The organism is Paucibacter sp. B2R-40, from assembly GCF_025717555.1.
Taxonomy (GTDB): domain Bacteria; phylum Pseudomonadota; class Gammaproteobacteria; order Burkholderiales; family Burkholderiaceae_C; genus Paucibacter_A.
Window position 1 is genome coordinate 393,755 of sequence record NZ_JAJIRP010000002.1, and the last position, 17,987, is coordinate 411,741.

Below are 17,987 nucleotides of genomic sequence, written 5' to 3' on the forward strand. Positions count from 1 at the left end.
AACCGAAAATTCAAGCCCTAAGTGCCTTCACTTGTCTGCGCCAAGCATGCAGCAGCGGCTCGGTATAGCCGCTGGGCTGCTCCAGCCCCTTGAAGACCAAGTCCAGCGCCGCTTGGTAGGCCGCCGAAGTCTCAAAATGCCCGGCCATCGGCTGATACAGCGCGTCGCCGGCGTTTTGCCCGTCCACCACCGCCGCCATGCGCTCGAAGGTTTCGGTGACTTGCGCTGCGCTCGTCACACCATGCAATAGCCAGTTGGCAATGTGCTGACTGGAAATTCTCAGCGTGGCCCGGTCCTCCATCAGGCCGACGTTATGAATATCCGGCACCTTGGAACAACCCACACCCTGGTCCACCCAGCGCACCACATAACCCAAAATGCCCTGGGCGTTGTTGTCCAACTCCTGCTGAATCTCGGCGGCAGCCCATTTCGCTTGTGCGACTACCGGAATTTGCAGCAATTTGTCGAGGATCGAGTTGCGCTCTGCATCCGCATCGATCTGTTCCAACTCCTTTTGCACCTCCGCCACATTGACTTGGTGATAGTGCAAGGCGTGCAAGGTCGCGGCGGTCGGCGATGGCACCCAGGCCGTGTTGGCGCCCGCTTTGGGGTGGGCAATTTTTTGCTCCAGCATGGCCGCCATCAGATCCGGCATCGCCCACATGCCCTTGCCGATCTGCGCGCGACCACGCAAGCCGCAAGAGAGACCTGTCAGCACATTGCTGCGCTCATAGGCGGCAATCCAGGTGCTCGTCTTCATATCGCCTTTGCGGAACATGGCGCCTGCCTGCATGGCGGTGTGCATCTCGTCACCGGTGCGGTCCAAGAAACCGGTGTTGATGAAGGCGACGCGACTGGCAGCGGCCGCGATACAGGCTTTCAGATTGACGCTGGTGCGGCGCTCTTCGTCCATGATGCCGAGCTTGACGGTGTTCTGCGGCAGACCCAGCACGGACTCGACACGGCCAAAGATCTCGGATGCGAAAGCGACTTCGGCCGGGCCATGCATCTTGGGCTTGACGATATAGACCGAACCGGTGCGGGAGTTGCCCTTGCGCTGCAAGTCATGGATGGCGATGGTCGTCGTGATGACGGCGTCCATGATGCCTTCGGGGATTTCTTGGCCCGTTCCGTAAAGAATCGCCGGATTTGTCATCAGGTGGCCGACATTACGCACAAACATCAAAGAGCGGCCATGCAACTTGACCTCGCCGCCTGCCGCGCCGGTATAGACCCGATCCGGGTTCAGGCTGCGCGAGAAAACCTTGCCGCCCTTGCTGACCTCTTCCGTCAGCGTGCCTTTGAGAATGCCTAGCCAATTACCATAGGCCAACACCTTGTCTTCGGCATCGACGACAGCGACCGAGTCTTCCAAGTCCAGAATCGTCGACAGCGCCGCCTCCAGAACCAGATCGCTGACGCCGGCGGCGTCGCTCTGCCCAATTGCCGTCGAACGATCGATTTGAATGTCCAGATGCAAGCCGTTGTGGCGCAGGAGCACGGAACTCGGCGCGGCAGCATCCCCCTGGTAGCCGATGAATTGCGCAGGGTCGGACAAGCTGGTCGCGGCACCGCCTTGCTCCACCACCAAGCGACCGGCTTCAACACGGTAGCCGGTCGCCTCTTTGTGCGAGCCGGTCTGCAGCGGGGCAGCTTGATCCAGCACCTGACGCGCAAAGGCAATCACCTTGGCGCCGCGCACCGGGTTGTAGCGGCCCGCCTTTTCTGCGCCATCGGTCTCGGCAATCACATCGGTGCCGTAGAGCGCGTCATAGAGCGAGCCCCAGCGCGCATTGGCCGCGTTCAAGGCATAGCGGGCATTCAGGATAGGCACCACCAGTTGCGGGCCGGCCTGCAGTGCCAACTCCGCGTCGACATGGTCGGTGCTGATCTGCACCGCGCCGGGCGCAGGCACCAAATAGCCAATCTGCTCCAGGTGCGCGCGATAGGCGGGCATATCGGTGATCGGGCCAGGATAGGCGCGGTGCCAGGCGTCCAAGTCGGTTTGGAGACGGTCACGCTCGGCCAGCAAGGCGATGTTCTTGGGCGCCAAGTCACTGACGATGGCGTCAAAACCGGCCCAGAACGCGGCGCTTTGCACGCCGGTGCCGGGCAGCACCTGCTGCTCAATGAAGTTGAAGAGCTCGGTTGCGACTTGCAAACCGTGGATTTGGGTGCGTGCGGTCATGGTGTCTAGCCTTGATAAGAAAACGGAATACCGACAATCTATTCGACTTTGCTGCCGCCATTCATCACCTCAGACGCATTGAATACCTGATTAATTTGCACGAATCAGACGAAACAAGAGTTTTTTAGCGGTGCGCGGCAGCACAATCATGCCCCATGGACCGCCTCAAGCAGATCGAATCCTTTGTCTCGGTAGCCACCCGCGGCAGCCTGACCGCTGCGGCTCAGGTCGAAGGCGTGGCCCCGGCGGTGATGGGCAGACGCATCGACGCGCTGGAGTCCCGCTTGGGCGTCAAGCTCTTGCTGCGCACCACGCGGCGCATCAGCTTGACGCATGAAGGCAGTGCATTCCTGGAGGACTGCCAGCGCCTGCTGGTCGACTTCAACAACGCCGAAGCCAGCGTCAGCGCCGGCGGCGTCAAGGCCAGCGGCCATTTGCGCATCACCGCGCCGGCCGGTTTTGGGCGCCGCCATGTCGCGCCCTTGGTGCCGGAGTTCTTGGCCGAGCATCCGGACGTGAGCATTTCACTGAACCTGAGCGACCGCGTGGTTGACATCAGTGGCGAGGGATTTGATTGCGCGGTGCGTGTCGGCGACCTGCCCGATTCCAGTCTGGTCAGCATGCGACTGGCCGATAACCGGCGCCTGTGCGTCGCCACGCCTTCCTATCTGAAGCGCGCCGGCACACCGCAACACCCGAACGAATTGGCGCGCCACAGCTGCCTGATGCTCAGCTCCGACGCCAGCCAGACGCGCGGCTGGGCCTTCCTTGTTGAGGGCGAAGTGATCTATGCCCGCCCGGGCGGGCGGCTGGACTGCAGCGACGGCCAGGTCTTGCACGACTGGTGCCTGGCCGGCTTGGGCCTGGCCTGGCGTAGCACCTGGGAGGTTGAAGCCGACATCCAGGCCGGTCGACTTGTCGCCGTGCTGGGCGCCTTTGCCGCGCCACCTAACGGGATCTTCGTGCTGATTCCGCAACGCAAGCATCTGCCGCTGCGCGTACGGCTGTGGATAGAATTTTTGAAACTGAATTACGGCAACGAGGCCTATTGGCGCCGATGAACGCCATAGGCGGGCGCGATCTCCGCGCACCGCCCAGGCAGGACTCAAGCAAGGATTTACTTCGCAGCAGCGTCGGCCACGCACTTCTTCTCGAAGCTGGTCTTGGCCGCGCCGGCCAGCTTCTTCTCGGCCGACTTGGCAGCACAAGCAGCGCCAGCATCGACGGCTGGAGCGGCGGCCTCAGCCACCGGCCCACCATCGGCCACGCATTTCTTCATGAAACTGGTTTGCGCTGCGCCGTGCAACTTCTTCTCGGCAGCCTTGGCTTCGCAAGCAGGATTGCCGGCGGCAGGGTGATCGGCATTGCACTTCTTCAGGAAGCTGGTTTTGGCAGCACCGGCCAGTTTCTTCTCGGCGGCTTGCGCGTCACAAGTGGCGTCGGCTGCGTGAGCAATACCGGCAAAAGCAAGCGTGGCCAAGGCCGCAAAGCTAATCAGTTTCTTCATCTGAGATCTTTCTGAGTGGATGGGTTGAAAACTACCTGACGGTCAATTCAAGCATGACAACGCGACAAGCTCAAGACGGGTTTACATGATGCGGCGCGGATGCGCCATTGATTCATGCGCGGCGTGCAAGCGCCGCACCAGCACCTGGATGAAGCCCCGATCGAACCGGTGCTGACATTCGGGACTCAACATCCCCAGCGACTCGGGCGTGAACGAGATCGTGGTGCAGATCTCACTCACCATCACATCGGTGCTGTGCCTGCGCAGATCGGGGTTAGGCGCCAGATAAGCCATCTCGCCGACCGAAGTGCCTTGGCCCAGCGTGGCGACCTTATTGCCATCTCGGAACACCTCGACCGCGCCCTGCGCAATGATGTGAAAGGTATTGCCCTCCTGGCCGCGCTTGTAGAGCGCATGCTCGGGCGGAAAACGCCGCCAGCGCCCCCGGTGCACCACCTCCCACAGTTCCACATCACCAAAGTCGGCAAAAAATTCCAGCGCGCGCAGCATATTGAAACGCTCTGAATCCTTCACCTCATAGAGCCGGGCCAGCGGCACCAATTGCTTGGACACCAACTCCGACAGCGCGCGGCCAAACGCTTCCCAATCGGCATATCGGGCCTCGGGGTGCTTGGACAGCGCCTTCAATATCACCGCATCCAGCTCGGCCGTGACGCCGCCGCGCAGCCCGATCAGCGAGGGCGGCGCCTGGTGATAAATCTGGTGCATCAAGGCCATCTGGCTGGGCGCATCGAAGGGCGGGCGGCCCGCCACCAGGTGATAGAGCACGGCGCCCAGCGCATAGATATCGGCACGGCAATCGACGTCACCGCCCTCGATTTGCTCCGGCGGCATATAGGCCAGAGAACCCACGCGGTGCACTTGCGTCGAATCGGAATGCAGATTCAAGGCGCTGCCGAAATCACTGACTTTGACGTCAGTGACTTGCCCCGCAGCGTCCAGCACCGCCAAGAGATTGGCCGGTTTGACGTCGCGGTGAATCAGGCCTTGGCGGAACACATAGCTCAGCGCCATTGCGCACTTGAAGCCCAGCTCGACGATCTGGTCCAGCGGCAGCAGCCTGTCGCTGCGGCAAAAATGCTTCAGCGTCACGCCGGGCACAAACTCCATCACCAGATAGGGCGCGTCCTGCTCGGGCACGGCGTCGAGGATTTGCACCACGTTCGGGTGTTGAAGCCGCCCGGCCAGCGCAGCCTCGGCGGCATAGAAGTGAAAGCTGTAGTCACCCTGCTGGCCGGCGCGGCTTTGCGTAGCCCAGGAGCGCATGCGCTTGATCGCCACCTCGGCCTTGCGGAATTCATCGAAAGCCAGGAACACATCGCTGGTGGCGCCCTCACCCAGGCGGCGCGTGACCCTGTACTTGCCGATATAAACCGGCAAGTCGACGTTGGCCTCTAGGGGCAGATCAGGGTCCGTGGACATGCCTTCCATCATACTGGGACCCTCAGCAGAACCAAGCTGGGCCGCGGCGGGATCTTTGCGGGATGTTGGCCAAGGCGCGGACCGCCGCCCAGACTCGTGTCTGGGCAAGGGTCGCAACGCCGGCCAGCGCCCGCAAAGGCCCGCCCCGAAGGGTTTGCGAGATAACAGGCCCTCTCGGTCGTTGCAGTGCTCGGCAGTCGGGCATAGAGCCCGACCTTCGCACTGCGCCTGCGAGCCGGCCTGTTCTCTCGCAAACGCGACCCAGTTTGGTTCTGCTGAGGGTCCCCAGCCCCGTAGAATTGCCAAATGATCCAAGCCAAGCAAGAACTGCTCGCCGCCCTGGGCGAAGCCATCCAGGAACTCAGCCCCGGCTCCGCGCTGCTGGCTGCCTTTGAATCGCCAAAGCAGGCCAGCCATGGCGACTTCGCCTGCACGGCCGCCATGCAGATGGCCAAGCCGCTCAAGAAGAACCCGCGCGAATTGGCGCAGGCACTGATTGATGCCTTGAACAGCCGCCCGGCCTTTCAGCGCTGGGTGTCCAGCATGGAAATCGCCGGCCCCGGCTTTATCAATATCCGCCTGACCGACGCCGCCAAGCAGGCCGTCGTCGCCGAGGTCTTGAGCGCCGGCGCGGTCTTCGGCCAGCAGCCGGCCAATGAGCGCCACGTGATGGTGGAGTTCGTTTCGGCCAACCCGACCGGCCCGCTGCACGTCGGCCATGCCCGCCAGGCCGCCCTGGGCGACGCGCTGTGCAGCCTTTTCAAGACCCAAGGCTCGCAGGTCACACGCGAGTTCTATTACAACGACGCCGGCGTGCAAATCGCCACGCTGGCCAACTCCACCCAATGCCGCCTCAAGGGGCTCAAGCCCGGCGATGCCGGCTGGCCGGAGAGCGCCTACAACGGCGACTACATCCAGGACATCGCCGACGCATTTCTGGCCAAGCAGACGGTGGTGGCAGATGACCGCCAGTTCACCGCCTCGGGCGACATCGAAGACCTGGACAGCATCCGCCAGTTCGCCGTCGCCTACCTGCGCCACGAACAAGACCTGGACCTGCAGGCTTTCGGTTTGAAGTTCGACAGCTACTTCCTTGAGTCCGGCCTCTATAGCAGCGGCCGCGTCGATGACACCATCGCCAAGCTGATGGCCAGCGGCAAGACCTTCGAAGAAGGCGGCGCGCTGTGGCTGCGCACCACCGATTACGGCGACGACAAAGACCGGGTGATGCGCAAATCTGAAGGCGGCTACACCTACTTCGTGCCTGATGTGGCTTATCACATCGACAAGTTCCAGCGTGGCTATACCAAGTGCATCAACATCCAGGGCACCGACCACCACGGCACGATTGCCCGTGTGCGCGGCGGCCTGCAAGCGGCCAATGTCGGCATCCCGCAGGGCTTCCCCGACTACATTCTGCACAAGATGGTCACCGTGATGAAGGGCGGCGAGGAGGTCAAGATCTCCAAGCGGGCCGGCAGTTATGTGACGCTGCGCGATCTGGTCGACTGGACCAGCCGCGACGCAGTGCGCTTCTTCCTGATCGGCCGCAAGGCGGATACCGAGTTCACCTTCGACGTCGATCTGGCCTTGAAGCAGAACGACGAAAACCCGGTCTTCTATGTGCAGTACGCCCATGCACGGATCTGCTCGGTGATTCGCAACTGGGTCGCGCGTGGCGGTGACGAGGCCACGCTGGGTCAAGCAGACCTGAGCCTGCTGAGCGCGCCGACCGAAGCCGCCTTGATGCTCAAGCTGGCCGATTACCCGCGCATGCTGAGCAGCGCGGCCGAGTCGCTGGCGCCGCACGATGTCGCTTTCTACCTGCGCGACCTCGCCGCTTGCTATCACAGTTACTATGCCGCCGAGCGGGTGCTGGACCAGACGCCGGCCTTGAGCCAGGCGCGTGCCGCCTTGCTGGCCGCCACCCGCCAGGTAATTGCCAACGCGCTGGACGTGTTGGGCGTCACCGCACCCACCACCATGAGCCGCGAAGCGATCGAGGAAGCCGCATGAGCCAAAGTAGCAGCAGTAAAAGCAACAGTAGCGCGAAGCAAGGACAGCGCGGCGGCTTTGTGCTGGGGTTGATTGTCGGCGTGCTGCTGGGCCTGGGCGTCGCACTCGGCGTGGCGCTCTACATCGCCAAGGTGCCGATTCCCTTCATCAACAAGGTGCCGCTGCGCACCGCCGAGCAAGATATAGAGGAAGCGGCCCGCAACAAGAACTGGGACCCTAACGCGCCCTTGGCCGGCAAGGCCGGCGCCAAGGTGGCCAGCGGTGTGGTCGGCGGTGCGGCGGGCGGGGCCGCCCCTGCTGCAGTTGCAACCGGCACCGATACCGCCCCGGCACCCGTCATAGCGGCGCCGGCAGTCGCTCCTGCTACGGCCGCAAGCAGCGCTGCACATGCGCTGCCCGCTGCCGCAGCCAACGCAAAAGCTACTGACAAAGTCGAAAAAACGACCGAAAAAACGGCTGAAAAGGCAAGCGACAAAACCGGCGATAAAAAGGCCGACACCAAAGCCGCCGCAGCGCTGGCCAGCCCCGCCGAGCCTTTTATCTATTTCGTGCAAGCCGGCGCTTTCGTCAAAACCGAGGACGCGGAACAGCAACGCGCCCGCTTGGCCATGCTCGGCTTCAGCGCCAAGGTGCTGGAGCGCGAGCAGTCCGGCCGCACGGTGATGCGCGTGCGCATTGGCCCGTTGGACAACCGCGAAGAAGCGGAAGAGTTGCAGCGCAAGGTCGAAGCCGCCGGCATCGAAGCCAATCTGGTGCGTGTGCAGCGCTGATTCGGCGCGCGTCGACCATCCCCCTTCCCCTTTTGTTTTCTGCCCCGAGGATTTTCAAGATGATGAAGCGTCGCGATTTTTCTGCACTGTGCAGCCTCAGCGCTATGGCCGCTGCGGCTCTGCCAAACCTGGCCTTTGCCCAGGGTGGCCCGATCGAAGGCAAGCAATTCCAGCGTTTGTCCCAGCCGCTGCCGGTCACACCGGGCAAGATCGAAGTGGTCGAATTCTTCTGGTACGGCTGCCCGCATTGTTTCGCCTTCGAGCCGGTCGTGCAGGCCTGGTCCAAGCAACTGCCGACCGACGTCAGCTTCCGCCGGGTGCATGTGGGCTTTCGCGCCAATATCAAACTGCATCAGCGCCTGTTCTTTGCACTCGAGGCGATGGGCAAGGAAGAAGAACTGCTGCCGCGCGTGTTCAGCGCCTTCCACGTCGAGCGTCTGAACCTGGACGACGAGAAGTCCATCCTGGACCTGGCCGCCCGCATGGGCCTGGACATGGCCAAATTCACCGCTGCCTTCAACTCCTTTGGCGTGCAGACCAAGAGCGCGCAGGCCAGCAAGCTGTCGGAAGCCTATCGCATCGACGGCGTGCCCGCTTTAGGCATTGGCGGCAAGTTCCTGACCTCGCCGGCCATGGCCGGCATCCAAGGGCAGACCGAAACCCAGCATGGTCAGCAAGCGGTGATGGTGGCCGACTATCTGATCAAGCAATTGCGCGCCAACAAGGCCTAAGCCCATGAGCATTCAGCGCCGCAACTTCGGTACAGGACTCCTCACGCTGGCCGCTGCCGGGGTGGCCGGCATGTCCGGTTTGGCCCGGGCCCAGAGCCCCGTCGAGGGCAAACAATTTGTGCGCCTGGCCCAGCCGCTGGCCAGCGCTGGTGCCGACGGCAAGATCGAGGTATTTGAGTTCTTCCTCTACACCTGCCCGCATTGCTTTGCCTTTGATCCCGCCCTGACGGCCTGGAGCAAGAGCCTTGCGCCGGATGTGCAGCTGCGCCGCATTCATGTCGGCGTGGGCGCCATGCACAAGCTGCACCAGCGTTTGTTCTACGCGCTGGAGAGCTTGGGCCGGCTCGGCGATTTACATGAACAGGTCTTCAAGGCACTGCAAGTCGAGCATCTGGATCTGAGCAGCGAGAAAGCCATCACCGACTGGGCCGTCGGCAAGGGCTTGGACGGGGCCAAATTCAGCGCCGCCTTCAACTCCTTTGGCGCGCAGACCCGGCTCGGCCAATCGACCAAGCTGGCCGAGGCCTACCGTGCCGACGGCGTGCCGGCCTTGGGCATCGGCGGACGCTTTTTGACCTCGCCCAGCATGGCCGGCGGCGTGCCGCAGGCCTTGTCGGTGGCCGATCATTTGATCAAGCTGGCACGCAACAAGAGCTGAGTGAGGGGGGCAAAGCCACCCCCGGGCTAGAATGGTCTGCAAGAATTGTGCCGCCACCCAGATGAAGCCTACCCAAACGCCCACCCACCGCCGCTGCGCCGCTGTTTTACTGCCAAGGCTGGCGGGCATGGCCGTGGCACTTGGCGCCTTGCTGCCGCTGGCTGCCGGGCCGGCATGGGCCGAGAAAGCCGATCATCTGATGCCCTTGAACATCGCCTCCGAAAAAGGCGGCAGCGTTGATGTCGCCAATCAAAGGACCGAGTTTCTCGGTGATGTGGTGCTGAGCCGGGGCAGCCTGGTGCTGCGGGCCGAGCGCATTGACCTGCGTGAAACCGGCGACGGCTACTACCAGGCCAATGCCAGCGGCAAAACCGGCAAGCAAGTCAGCTTTCGCCAAGCGCGCGACGTGCCCGGCGAGGCGATCGAGGGCTCTGCCGACGCACTCGAATACGACACCCGCAGCGACTCGGTGCGCTTTCTGGGCAATGCGGTCGTGCGCCGCACCCAAGGCAGCAAGGTCGCCGACGAAGTCACCGGCGCGCTGATCGTCTACAACAACCGCAGCGAAGTCTTCACGGCCGAAGGCGGCGCCGCCTCGCCCCACCCCAGCGGGCGGGTGCGGGTGGTGCTGATGCCGCGCGGTGCGGCAGCGGCCGAGGCGAGTGCTGCGGCTTCGGCCGTGCCGCTGCAGCCCAGCCAGACCCTGCAGCAGCGCAAGCCGCTATGAGCCAAGCCGCTTCAATCCCGGCGCTGGAAGCAGGGCCGCGCAGCCGCCTGGAGGCCGAGGGTTTGGCCAAGAGTTATGGGGTGCGCCGGGTCGTCACCAATGTCCATGTCGGCGTCAACAGCGGTGAGGTGGTCGGCTTGCTGGGCCCCAATGGCGCCGGCAAGACGACCAGCTTTTACATGATCGTCGGTCTGGTGCGCGCCGATGCCGGCGAGATCCGTATCGACGGTCGCGAAGTACAGCACCTGCCGATCCATGAGCGCGCGCGCCTAGGCCTGAGCTATTTGCCGCAAGAGGCTTCGATCTTCCGCAAGCTGACGACCGAGCAAAACATCCGCGCGGTGTTGGAGTTGCAAATCGGCCCGGACGGTCGTGCCTTTTCGCCCGCCCGCATCAATGAGTTGCTGGAAAGCCTGCTGCACGATCTCAGCATCGAAAAGCTGCGCGACAGCCCGGCGCCGGCCTTGTCGGGCGGTGAGCGGCGGCGCGTCGAGATCGCCCGCGCGCTGGCGACGCAGCCGCGCTTCATCCTGCTGGACGAACCTTTCGCCGGTGTTGACCCGATCGCGGTGCTGGAAATCCAGCGCATCATCGGCTTCCTGAAAGCGCGCGGCATCGGTGTCTTGATCACCGACCACAATGTGCGCGAGACGCTGGGCATTTGTGACCGCGCCTACATCATCAGTGAAGGCTCGGTGCTGGCCGAAGGCACACCGGCCGAGATCGTCGAGAACGCCGATGTGCGCAAGGTCTATCTCGGCGAAAACTTCCGCATGTAAGCTGGTCAGCGGCGAATGAAACCCTCCTTGCAGCTACGGCTGAGCCAGCACCTATCGTTGACGCCGCAATTGCAGCAGTCGATCCGCTTGTTACAGCTCTCCACGCTGGAGCTGAACCAAGAGGTCGAGCAAATGCTGGCGCAAAACCCGCTGCTGGAGACCGAGGAAGACTACAGCGTCGCCGTGCCCGAGTTGGACGAAATGCGCGGCCAACTCAGCGAGACCACCGCCGCACAAGACAGCGGCGCCGACGCGGAGTTAGGCGGCGGCGTGGAGGCAACGCCCGAGTTGCAGGGCGATGACTTCGGCACCGTCGAGCGTGAGGACTGGGAAAACGGCACCGAGCGCGACGATTTCGATGGCATCCGCGAACTGCCCGGCAACAGCCCGGGCAGCGCCAACAACAGCGGCGACGAGGACGGGGAGCATGGCGATCAGTCCAGTGGCGAAATCAGCCTGCAAGAACACCTAAGCCAACAAATGGCCGGCATGGGCCTGTCGGACAGCGACCGCATGGCGCTGCATGTGCTGATCGAATCGCTGAGCGAAGACGGCTATCTGGAAGACAGCCTAGAAGAAATCGCCGCAGCCCTGGCCGAGGATGCCGAAGAGCGCGAAGACCTGCTGGACCATCTGCGCATCGCCTTGAAATGGTTGAAGAACATGACGCCCACCGGCGTCGGCGCACGTGATCTGGCTGAGTGCCTGGAGTTGCAATTGCGCGCCTTGCCGCGCAGCGCGGCGCAGATGATCGCCATCATGATTTGCCAAAAGCACCTGGAACTGCTGGCCAGGCGCGACAGCAAAAAATTGATGGCCTTGACCGGCGCGGATGATGAACTGCTGCGCGAGGCGCAAGCGCTGATCGTGTCGCTGGAGCCCAAGCCAGGGCGCGCCTTTGCCCGCGGCATGGCGGCGGCGGTGATCCCCGATGTGATCGTGCGCAAGGTCGGCCGTGAGCTGCGCGTCATCATCAACCCCGAGGTGGCACCGAAGCTGCGCATCAATGAGCTGTATGCCAATGCGCTGCGTCAAACGCGCGGCGGCATAACGAACAGTCCGCTCGGCGGCCAGCTGCAAGAGGCGCGCTGGTTCATCAAGAACATCCAGCAGCGTTTCGACACAATTTTGCGCGTCTCGCAGGCCGTTGTGGAACGTCAAAAGGCTTTCTTCACCCATGGCGCCTTGGCGATGAAGCCGCTGGTGCTGCGCGAGATTGCCGACGAGTTGGGTCTGCATGAATCGACCATCTCGCGCGTCACCACGGCCAAATACATGGCCACCGTATTCGGCACCTTCGAGCTGAAATACTTCTTCGGCTCAGGACTCAGCACCGAGGCCGGCGGCAATGCGTCCAGCACCGCCGTGCGGGCGCTGATCAAGCAATTCATCGACGCCGAGAATCCGGCCAAGCCACTGTCCGACAGCGCGCTGGCCGAGATGCTGGAAGAGCAAGGCATCCAGGTCGCGCGCCGCACCGTCGCCAAATACCGCGAAGGCATGAAAATAGGCACAACCACGATGCGACGGGTCAACTAAGGAGCATAGGTCTCATGTCCACTCTCAAATCGATCGCCTTGGCGAGCCTCATATGCCTGAGCCTCAACGCCTGCGTCAGCGTACCCAGCCCGCGCAGCGTCAGTCCCGGCATGAGTGCGGCCGCCGTGCTGGCGCAATATGGTCAGCCGGTGCAGATCTGGCCCGACTTGGACGGCAAGGGTGGCAAAACGCTGGAATACTCGCAGCAACCGATGGGCCAAAGCGCCTTGATGATCCGCGTCGACGCCGCAGGCAAGGTCATCAGCATCGAGGACACGCTGCAGCCGGCTGTGCGGGCCCGTATCCAGCCCGGCTGGACGCCCGATCAGGTCAGCCGCCTGCTGGGCAAGGAACGCACGCGCGTCTTCTTCAGGTTCAGTGGCGAAGAGGTTTGGGACTGGACGGTGCCCGATGAAATAATGGGTCAGCGCCAGCGCTTCAATGTGCACTTCAAGGACGGCGTCGTGCTGCGCACCACCCACAGCATGATCTTCGACGACGAACGCATATTCCCGGGTCGCTAGGGAAGCCCTGCATAAATCGGGGTGAGCCGTGCAGTGCGGATCGGGATGGACTGCAAGGCGCTGTTTGAAGCCAATAGCCGTAGCTCTTGGCGAAAAGCGCAAGGCCGCAGGTCACCCGAGACCGCGTCAGCACGGACCGGCCTGATATGTGCAGAGCTGCCTTGAGAACTACTTGGGGTAAAGCAGCATCTGCGTGCAGCGAAACAGCGCCAGCGTTTTGCCCGTTTCGCGATGCGTGACCACCGCGTCCCAGACCTGAGTGGTGCGGCCCAGATGTACAGGGCGGGCCTTGCACTCGATCACGCCGTCGCGGGCCGTACCCAGGTGGTTGGACTTCAACTCAATCGTCGTGAAACCGCTGGCACCGGCCGGCAGATTGGCGATGCAGCCATAGCCGGCGCAGGTGTCGGCCAGGCTGACGATGCAGCCGGCATGCAAATAGCCGTTTGGCGCCATCACGCCGGGCCGCACCGGCAGCTCCGCATGAACCTCTTCCAAGCTGGCTTGCAAAATCACGATACCCAGCAAGCCGGGCAAGCTGGCGGCACCGAATTGGGTCAGTTGGTCGGAGGTGAGCATGCGGTCCTGGATTTCAAAGTAAATGGCGCCAGTTTATGCCGTGCCACCGTTGCTGGGACAATAGGGCCATGGCCGCCAAAGAATCCCCCAAAACCTTGTTGCAACTTTTTCTCTCCTGCGCCTCCGGCGTGGAGCGATTGCTGGACGAAGAAGTTCGCTTGATCCTGCCCAAAACTCATATCGAGGTCTTGCGCGGCGGCATTGCGCTGAAAAGTGACCTCGAGGGCGTGATGAAGCTCAACCTCGAATGCCGCTTAGCGCAGCGCGTGATGATAGAGCTGACCTCGGGCGGCTACCGCCATGAGGACGATATCTACGCCCTGGCCCGCACGATCGACTGGACCGAATGGATCACACCGGCCGAGACAGTTCGCGTCGACACCGTCGCGCGCCACTCGCCGCTGCGCAGCCTTAACTTCGCCACGCTGCGCGTCAAGGATGCAATCTGCGATGTGCTGCGCGACGCCACCGGCGAGCGCCCCAGCGTCGACACGCGCTTCCCCGATCTGCCCATCATCTTGCACCTGAGCGAACTGGACGCGACCATTTATGTCGACACCTCAGGCGAGCCGCTGTTCAAACGCGGCTGGCGCGAAGACAAGGGCGACGCGCCGCTGAAGGAAACCTTGGCTGCCGCAATGTTGGCCGCCGCTGGCTGGAAGGGCACGCCCGAGACCGGCGGCGCGCTGCACGACCCCTGCTGCGGCTCGGGCACGATCGCGGTCGAGGCAGCCCAAATCGCCTGCGGCATGGCCGCCGGCATGCAGCGCCGCTTTGCCTTCGAAAAGCAATTGCCGTTTGTGCCACTGCGTGGCCGCTGGCAAGCGATTAAGCAGGCCGCCAAGGACCGTGAACATGCGCCGGCGGTGCCGATCTTCTGCAGCGATGTGGCCTTCCGGATGGTCGACTTTGCGCGCCGCAATGCCGAGCGTGCCGGCGTCGCCCAGTACATCCAGTTCAACGGCGGCGATGCGCTGGAGCGGCCCGCTCCCGAGCTGCCCGAGGGCATGCCCGGCACCATCATGATGAACCCGCCCTATGGCGAGCGCATTGAGGTGCGCGGCAAGGCCGCACATTACCGCGATGCCGGTGGCTCGGAAGCACGCGACGCCGGCGACGATTTCTTCCCGCGCCTGGCCTCGCATTGGAAGCGCGCCTACACGCAAAACCCGGCCGGCTGGACCGCCTGGCTGCTCTGCCCGGATATGAAGTTACCTCAGCAGATGCGGCTGAAGGAGTCGCGCCGCTTCCCGATGTGGAACGGCCCGATCGAATGCCGGATGTTCCGCTTTGATCTGGTCGCCGGTTCGGCGCGGGCACCCAAGCCCAACGCCGACGGCGAAACTCAAACAGGCCGCGAGGCCTGAGAGCCTAGCCCTTCACGGCAGCCTCGCAGTACTATTGCGTACAGTAACTGGTCATTCAAAGAGACTGCAAGGCCAACCAGCCCAGGACGGCCAGTGGCGCGGTGTCGGCGCGCAGGATGCGGGGCCCTAGCTGGGCGGCCAAAAAGCCCCGTTCGCACGCCGCCTGCTCCTCGGCCGGGCTCAGGCCGCCTTCGGGCCCACTCAAGACCAAGGTCTCTTGCGCTACCGCAGCGCTCAAGGCCTTCAGCGGCTGGGCGGCGGTCGGACTGAGCAGCCAGCGGCGCTGCTGGCTCGCCAACTCGGCCGGCTGCGCAGGCAATTCCGCCAGCCAGGCCGCCAAGGTTTTGACCGGTGCAATGGTGGGAACCTTGGTGCGGCCGCTTTGCTCGCAAGCGGCGATGGCTACACCCGTCCAATGCGCGGCCTTCTTGTCGGCCCGCTCACCATTTAGACGCAAGACCGAACGTTCGCTCATCAGCGGTTGAATGCAGGCCACGCCCAACTCGGTGGCCTTCTCGACCAAACCGTCCATGCGGTCATTGGCCGGCATCACCACGGCCAGCGTCACCGCATGCGTCAGTTCGCGTTGCACCGCTTGGCGCGCTTGCAAATGCACGCGCACCTCGCTGCGGCCCATTGCCGCGACCTCGGCCTGCCACTCATGGCCGGAGCCGTCAAACAAGGTCACCGGACTGCCCGGTTGCAGGCGCAAGACCTGGACATGGCGGGCGGCCGAGGGGGGCAACAGCAAATCATCGCCACCGAGGTCCGGGGCACTCAAGGGGATATCGACAAAAAAACGCGGTGGCATGACTGACAGCTCGAATCGGAAAGTCGCTCAGTGTGCCAGCAAGTTCACGCACCCCGTCATCATCAGCTTGAGCGGGTGATGGACATGGCACGCCGCACCTGATCGGCCACCACCTCGCCCTGCGCTTGGCTGACCTCGGCCACAAAGCGTTGCCCCAAGGCACGCAGGGCCGCCACATCGCCGCAGCGCTCTACGTCGAGCACCATCTTGTAACCCTTCATCAAGCCCAGATACTGCTTGGCATGGCGGGTCAAAAAGCCATAGAGCTGCTCATAGTCCAGCGGCGAGAGATCCAGCTCGACCGGGATGTCCACGGCGCCCGGATTGGCGTCTGCAATCAGCCCCTGCGCCAGCAAATATTCGATGTCGGCCGCCACAATGCCTTGCACCAGACTCAGCCATTGGGCGGCGGTTTTGCCACCATCGATCATCAGCAAGAGGTTGCGAACGCTGCGCGACATGGCCAAGCTGCGCGCCTTGATTTCAGCCCGCCCTGCTTCGGTCTTGACGTAGGCCCGGTCCAGCATCGTTGTCACTCCCCCAAGTACACAGCCGACTCTAAACGGTCCGGGGCTTTGCCGTGCGCGGACTCAGCGCACAAGGACTCAGGTCTTGTCGCGTAGTTCACGCCTGAGGATCTTGCCGACTGGCGTCTTGGGCAACTCATCGCGGAACTCGACCACCTTGGGCCGTTTGTATCCGGTCAGATTGGCCTCGCAATAGGCGCGCACATCGGTCTCGGTGATGGGGTTGACGGCCGGGTTCTTGCGCACGATGACCACCTTGACCGCCTCGCCGGCCTTGGCGTCGGGGATGCCCACCGACGCACATTCCAGCACGCCTTCCATCTGCGTCAGCACGTCCTCGATCTCGTTCGGATAGACGTTGAAGCCGCTGACCAGAATCATGTCCTTCTTGCGATCGACGATGCGGAAGAAACCGCGCTCATCCATGGTGCCGACGTCGCCCGTGCGGAAGAAGCCGTCGGCCGTCATCACCTGGGCGGTTTCGTCCGGCCGCTGCCAATAGCCGGCCATCACCTGCGGCCCACGAATGGCGATTTCGCCTCGCTCACCATTGGCCACCGGTTGACCCAGATCGTCCAGCAGCAAGATCTCGGTGCTGGGCATGGGCAGGCCAATCGAGCCGGTATAGGCCAGGCTATCGGTCGGGTTGCAACTGGCGATCGGTGAGGTTTCGCTCAGCCCATAGCCTTCGCAGATAGGGCAGCCGGTTTTTTCCAACCAAAGCTTGGCCGTTGCATGCTGCACCGCCATGCCGCCACCTACCGCGATCACCAAACTGCTCCAGTCGACGGTATTGAAATCCTTGTGATTGGCCATGGCCATGAACAAGGTGTTGACCGCCGGCAGGCTGTGGAAACGATGCTTGGCCAATTCCTTGAAGGTGCCCGGGATGTCACGCGGATTGGGGATCAAGACATTGCAGCCGCCCACATGCATGGACAGCATCATGTTCGTCGTGAAACCGAAGATGTGATACAGCGGCAAGGCGCAAATACTGACCAACTGCTCGCCGGCCGGGATCTTCTTGAGAGCGGGCTGATACCAAGCCTCGGCCTGCATCACATTGGCGACCAGATTGCGGTGCAGCAGCACCGCGCCCTTGGAGACACCGGTCGTGCCGCCGGTGTACTGCAGCACGGCGATATCGTTAGGGCCCACGCTGGGCGACTTGTAGCTCAGCTGACGACCTTTTGCGACCGCGTCATTGAAACTCACCGCGCCGGGCAACTCAAAGGCCGGCACCAGCTTCTTGACCTTGCGCACCACGTAATTGACGATCAAGCCCTTGGGGAAGCCCAACATATCGCCCATGGACGCCAGCACGACATGCTTGGTCGGCACTTGCTTGAGCACCTGCTGCAAGGTGATGGCGAAGTTCTCCAGGATGACGATCGCCTTGGCGCCGGAATCCTTGAGCTGATGCTCCAGTTCGCGCGGGGTGTAGAGCGGGTTGACGTTGACCACGACGAAACCGGCCCGCAGCACGGCAGCGACCGCGACCGGGTACTGCATCACGTTGGGCATCATCAAGGCGACGCGGTCGCCCTTCTCCAGCCCCAGACTCTGCAAATAGGCGGCCAAGGCACGCGAGCTCTCATCCAACTGGGCGAACGAGATCTGCCGGCCCATCATCTTGTAGGCGGGCTGCTGCGGGAACTTCTTGAACGCCGAATTCATCAGCTCGACCAGCGACGGGTACAGCTCCGCATGAATCTCGGCGGGCACACCTTCGGGATAGTTCTTCAGCCAAGTCTTCTGCAGCATGGGTTTTATGTCTCCGTTCGAATGAGCTGGATTCTCTCCGATGGGAGGGGGTGGGGG

The 17,987-nt window shown here is 62.9% G+C and carries 17 protein-coding genes; 10 read left to right on the forward strand and 7 right to left on the reverse strand.

The window, feature by feature from the left end; genetic code table 11:
* Positions 1 to 10: 10 nt before the first annotated feature.
* The gene (locus tag LNV09_RS05640) at positions 11 to 2,188 is read right to left on the reverse strand and encodes a malate synthase G (protein ID WP_263556103.1); all 2,178 of its coding nucleotides are present in this window, start codon (positions 2,186 to 2,188) and stop codon (positions 11 to 13) included.
* 155 nt (positions 2,189 to 2,343) lie between these two features.
* Between LNV09_RS05640 and LNV09_RS05645 the strand changes: the two genes are divergently transcribed.
* Positions 2,344 to 3,249, forward strand: coding sequence for a LysR family transcriptional regulator (locus LNV09_RS05645; protein ID WP_263556104.1), 906 nt, complete (start codon positions 2,344 to 2,346; stop codon positions 3,247 to 3,249).
* A gap of 56 nt (positions 3,250 to 3,305) precedes the next feature.
* Here the strand turns inward: LNV09_RS05645 and LNV09_RS24705 are convergent, their stop codons facing one another.
* Positions 3,306 to 3,695 carry a PsiF family protein gene (locus LNV09_RS24705; protein WP_318023270.1) on the reverse strand — a complete coding sequence of 130 codons (390 nt, stop codon included), beginning with the start codon at positions 3,693 to 3,695 and terminating at the stop codon, positions 3,306 to 3,308.
* Positions 3,696 to 3,776: 81 nt separating this feature from the next.
* Positions 3,777 to 5,138 (reverse strand): serine/threonine-protein kinase, encoded by a 1,362-nt coding sequence (locus LNV09_RS05655; protein ID WP_263556105.1) that lies wholly within the window; start codon positions 5,136 to 5,138, stop codon positions 3,777 to 3,779.
* 306 nt (positions 5,139 to 5,444) lie between these two features.
* On the opposite strand from LNV09_RS05655, the gene argS reads away from it, so the two are divergent.
* From argS to LNV09_RS05695, 8 genes are all read left to right on the forward strand, one after another.
* On the forward strand, positions 5,445 to 7,154 hold the full coding sequence (argS, locus tag LNV09_RS05660) for an arginine--tRNA ligase (protein ID WP_263556106.1): 1,710 nt from the start codon (positions 5,445 to 5,447) through the stop codon (positions 7,152 to 7,154).
* Positions 7,151 to 7,924: an SPOR domain-containing protein gene (locus tag LNV09_RS05665; RefSeq protein ID WP_263556107.1), complete on the forward strand. Its 774-nt coding sequence runs from the start codon at positions 7,151 to 7,153 to the stop codon at positions 7,922 to 7,924. The genes argS and LNV09_RS05665 overlap by 4 nt, the downstream gene beginning before the upstream one ends.
* Before the next feature lie 59 nt (positions 7,925 to 7,983).
* Positions 7,984 to 8,655: a thiol:disulfide interchange protein DsbA/DsbL gene (locus LNV09_RS05670; protein ID WP_263556108.1), complete on the forward strand. Its 672-nt coding sequence runs from the start codon at positions 7,984 to 7,986 to the stop codon at positions 8,653 to 8,655.
* A 4-nt stretch (positions 8,656 to 8,659) separates the two neighbouring features.
* Complete coding sequence (locus tag LNV09_RS05675; RefSeq protein ID WP_263556109.1) at positions 8,660 to 9,313, forward strand: thiol:disulfide interchange protein DsbA/DsbL; 654 nt, start codon at positions 8,660 to 8,662, stop codon at positions 9,311 to 9,313.
* Between the two features lie 61 nt (positions 9,314 to 9,374).
* Entirely contained in the window at positions 9,375 to 10,040 is a 666-nt protein-coding gene (gene lptA, locus LNV09_RS05680; protein WP_263556110.1) for a lipopolysaccharide transport periplasmic protein LptA, read from the forward strand.
* Positions 10,037 to 10,819: an LPS export ABC transporter ATP-binding protein gene (gene lptB / locus LNV09_RS05685; protein ID WP_263556111.1), complete on the forward strand. Its 783-nt coding sequence runs from the start codon at positions 10,037 to 10,039 to the stop codon at positions 10,817 to 10,819. Before lptA ends, lptB begins: the two co-directional genes overlap by 4 nt.
* Before the next feature lie 15 nt (positions 10,820 to 10,834).
* The gene (locus LNV09_RS05690; protein ID WP_263556112.1) at positions 10,835 to 12,358 is read left to right on the forward strand and encodes an RNA polymerase factor sigma-54; all 1,524 of its coding nucleotides are present in this window, start codon (positions 10,835 to 10,837) and stop codon (positions 12,356 to 12,358) included.
* Between the two features lie 14 nt (positions 12,359 to 12,372).
* Positions 12,373 to 12,882, forward strand: a complete 510-nt coding sequence (locus LNV09_RS05695; RefSeq protein WP_263556113.1) for a hypothetical protein — start codon at positions 12,373 to 12,375, stop codon at positions 12,880 to 12,882.
* 168 nt (positions 12,883 to 13,050) lie between these two features.
* Here LNV09_RS05695 and LNV09_RS05700 read toward each other — a convergent pair whose 3' ends face one another.
* Positions 13,051 to 13,461, reverse strand: a complete 411-nt coding sequence (locus tag LNV09_RS05700; protein WP_263556114.1) for a PaaI family thioesterase — start codon at positions 13,459 to 13,461, stop codon at positions 13,051 to 13,053.
* A 68-nt stretch (positions 13,462 to 13,529) separates the two neighbouring features.
* Between LNV09_RS05700 and LNV09_RS05705 the strand changes: the two genes are divergently transcribed.
* Positions 13,530 to 14,828 (forward strand): THUMP domain-containing class I SAM-dependent RNA methyltransferase, encoded by a 1,299-nt coding sequence (locus tag LNV09_RS05705; protein WP_263556115.1) that lies wholly within the window; start codon positions 13,530 to 13,532, stop codon positions 14,826 to 14,828.
* 55 nt (positions 14,829 to 14,883) lie between these two features.
* Here LNV09_RS05705 and LNV09_RS05710 read toward each other — a convergent pair whose 3' ends face one another.
* The 3 genes from LNV09_RS05710 to LNV09_RS05720 all read right to left on the reverse strand — a co-directional run bounded on the left by LNV09_RS05710 (position 14,884) and on the right by LNV09_RS05720 (position 17,930).
* Positions 14,884 to 15,639 (reverse strand): 16S rRNA (uracil(1498)-N(3))-methyltransferase, encoded by a 756-nt coding sequence (locus LNV09_RS05710; protein ID WP_263556116.1) that lies wholly within the window; start codon positions 15,637 to 15,639, stop codon positions 14,884 to 14,886.
* A gap of 62 nt (positions 15,640 to 15,701) precedes the next feature.
* The gene (locus tag LNV09_RS05715) at positions 15,702 to 16,166 is read right to left on the reverse strand and encodes a hypothetical protein (RefSeq protein ID WP_263556117.1); all 465 of its coding nucleotides are present in this window, start codon (positions 16,164 to 16,166) and stop codon (positions 15,702 to 15,704) included.
* A 78-nt stretch (positions 16,167 to 16,244) separates the two neighbouring features.
* Positions 16,245 to 17,930, reverse strand: coding sequence for a long-chain-fatty-acid--CoA ligase (locus LNV09_RS05720; protein WP_263556118.1), 1,686 nt, complete (start codon positions 17,928 to 17,930; stop codon positions 16,245 to 16,247).
* Positions 17,931 to 17,987: the final 57 nt, after the last annotated feature.

Excerpts from the sequence above, each read along its gene's own strand:
- LNV09_RS05640 (WP_263556103.1), bottom strand. The coding sequence starts at position 2,188 with ATGACCGCACGCACCCAAATCCACGGTTTGCAAGTCGCAACCGAGCTC.
- LNV09_RS05645 (WP_263556104.1), top strand. The coding sequence starts at position 2,344 with ATGGACCGCCTCAAGCAGATCGAATCCTTTGTCTCGGTAGCCACCCGC.
- LNV09_RS24705 (WP_318023270.1), bottom strand. The coding sequence starts at position 3,695 with ATGAAGAAACTGATTAGCTTTGCGGCCTTGGCCACGCTTGCTTTTGCC.
- LNV09_RS05655 (WP_263556105.1), bottom strand. The coding sequence starts at position 5,138 with ATGTCCACGGACCCTGATCTGCCCCTAGAGGCCAACGTCGACTTGCCG.
- argS (WP_263556106.1), top strand. The coding sequence starts at position 5,445 with ATGATCCAAGCCAAGCAAGAACTGCTCGCCGCCCTGGGCGAAGCCATC.
- LNV09_RS05665 (WP_263556107.1), top strand. The coding sequence starts at position 7,151 with ATGAGCCAAAGTAGCAGCAGTAAAAGCAACAGTAGCGCGAAGCAAGGA.
- LNV09_RS05670 (WP_263556108.1), top strand. The coding sequence starts at position 7,984 with ATGATGAAGCGTCGCGATTTTTCTGCACTGTGCAGCCTCAGCGCTATG.
- LNV09_RS05675 (WP_263556109.1), top strand. The coding sequence starts at position 8,660 with ATGAGCATTCAGCGCCGCAACTTCGGTACAGGACTCCTCACGCTGGCC.
- lptA (WP_263556110.1), top strand. The coding sequence starts at position 9,375 with ATGAAGCCTACCCAAACGCCCACCCACCGCCGCTGCGCCGCTGTTTTA.
- lptB (WP_263556111.1), top strand. The coding sequence starts at position 10,037 with ATGAGCCAAGCCGCTTCAATCCCGGCGCTGGAAGCAGGGCCGCGCAGC.
- LNV09_RS05690 (WP_263556112.1), top strand. The coding sequence starts at position 10,835 with ATGAAACCCTCCTTGCAGCTACGGCTGAGCCAGCACCTATCGTTGACG.
- LNV09_RS05695 (WP_263556113.1), top strand. The coding sequence starts at position 12,373 with ATGTCCACTCTCAAATCGATCGCCTTGGCGAGCCTCATATGCCTGAGC.
- LNV09_RS05700 (WP_263556114.1), bottom strand. The coding sequence starts at position 13,461 with ATGCTCACCTCCGACCAACTGACCCAATTCGGTGCCGCCAGCTTGCCC.
- LNV09_RS05705 (WP_263556115.1), top strand. The coding sequence starts at position 13,530 with ATGGCCGCCAAAGAATCCCCCAAAACCTTGTTGCAACTTTTTCTCTCC.
- LNV09_RS05710 (WP_263556116.1), bottom strand. The coding sequence starts at position 15,639 with ATGCCACCGCGTTTTTTTGTCGATATCCCCTTGAGTGCCCCGGACCTC.
- LNV09_RS05715 (WP_263556117.1), bottom strand. The coding sequence starts at position 16,166 with ATGCTGGACCGGGCCTACGTCAAGACCGAAGCAGGGCGGGCTGAAATC.
- LNV09_RS05720 (WP_263556118.1), bottom strand. The coding sequence starts at position 17,930 with ATGCTGCAGAAGACTTGGCTGAAGAACTATCCCGAAGGTGTGCCCGCC.